This is a genomic window from Paraburkholderia sp. GAS448, from assembly GCF_050435685.1.
Taxonomy (GTDB): Bacteria; Pseudomonadota; Gammaproteobacteria; order Burkholderiales; family Burkholderiaceae; genus Paraburkholderia.
The window spans coordinates 1-1258 of sequence record NZ_JBNDKT010000155.1; the positions used below are offsets into that span (position 1 = coordinate 1).

A 1258-nucleotide genomic window follows, 5' to 3' on the forward strand; every position below is an offset into this window, starting at 1 on the left:
CCTCATCGACATTCGACTTCTTCAGCATGTTCAACTCCATTTCCAGACACACGTTTTACCCCAAATTCGTGTCCAGAAAAATCGGAGGCGGTTCAGCGCAGACCTATCGCGATGGCGTCCAACAGATGCGTGATGCCGTCTCAGAAATCCACAAAAAGAACGACGGTATCGCGGCAGTTCGGGCGCTGGACGGTCGGATTTTCGCAACCCTGTCGGACGATGAAATGGCGGTTCTGAATTTCTACCGCGACACTGGCCGCAAGTTTGGCGTGGCGATTTCGATCATCAACGAGGCCGATCCAGACGAGTTGGCCCGCGCCTCCTCCCGCGAGCAGGCTGACCAGATTCTGAAACGCGCCAATAGCCGCGTGTCGGTCACGGTCAGCCAGAGCTAGGAAAAGCGGCGCGAGCCGCGCATGACAAGGAAAACAAGATGACGAACACAGCAGCAAACCTGACTGAGTTGGCGCGTAAGCCCGCAGGACTCGACCAGATAAACCGCGCCCGCGAGCTTTGTGGAAACTCTGCCGCGTTGAACGCGAAACTGGACACGTTCCTAGACGGCAAGCCCACTCGCGGCCAGATGATCGAGTTTCTGAACGACCTGAAAGAGCATGGTCTTAAAGAAGCGATGGAGGCCAACATCTTGCGCATCTGCAAGTCAGTGGGCATCGAGGAACCGACTGGCGCGGATAAACTTTTGGCGCTGCAAATAGGCCTTTTGCAAGAGCAAAACGAGGCATTGGCGACACTGACGCGGCGCACCGGTCAAGTTGCAGAGCAAACCAAACAGCAACCGTCGATCTTCGGCCCGGTCCTCGCCGCTGTGTTGATCGGCAAAGCGCTGTAACCCTCGGAAAAGCGGCCTCGGTCGCCGGGTCGCGGACCACACAGGAAAACAAATTGACGCGCGAGCGTACCGAACGGCCGGTTAGCCGAATATGGGGTAATGACCACCCTTCGAGCGTACTTCTGGCCGATTGTTATCGGCGCGTTGGCAATCGCGCTCGGAACGCTGTACATCGGCCTTACCAAAGATTGACGACTGCACGGAAAAGCCAGATGCACGCCATCGGAGAAGCTGTCTTGTTCACCTTCACCACTCCGGGCCGTAGTAGCGGCGCTCGCCACAAGCACTATGCACGCGGCGAGGTTGTGAAGGTAGGCGGTTTCAAGAGTGAAGCGCAACAGGGGGCTAATGAATGGAAGCTGAGTGTATCGAAGCGGTTGCGAGCATACGTTCGAAGACCTCGAATGG

At 56.8% G+C, this 1258-nt stretch carries 2 protein-coding genes; both read left to right on the plus strand.

The features are described from left to right. The coding region (locus P3T23_RS47745) for a hypothetical protein (RefSeq protein ID WP_429322962.1) at positions 1-395 on the plus strand (395 nt) is incomplete at its 5' end. A gap of 38 nt (positions 396-433) precedes the next feature. Next, positions 434-850, plus strand: coding sequence for a hypothetical protein (locus tag P3T23_RS47750; protein WP_429322963.1), 417 nt, complete (start codon positions 434-436; stop codon positions 848-850). Positions 851-1258: the final 408 nt, after the last annotated feature.

What these genes read in the sequence shown, in the direction of transcription:
- P3T23_RS47750 (WP_429322963.1), top strand. Translation starts at nt 434, where the DNA reads ATGACGAACACAGCAGCAAACCTGACTGAGTTGGCGCGTAAGCCCGCA.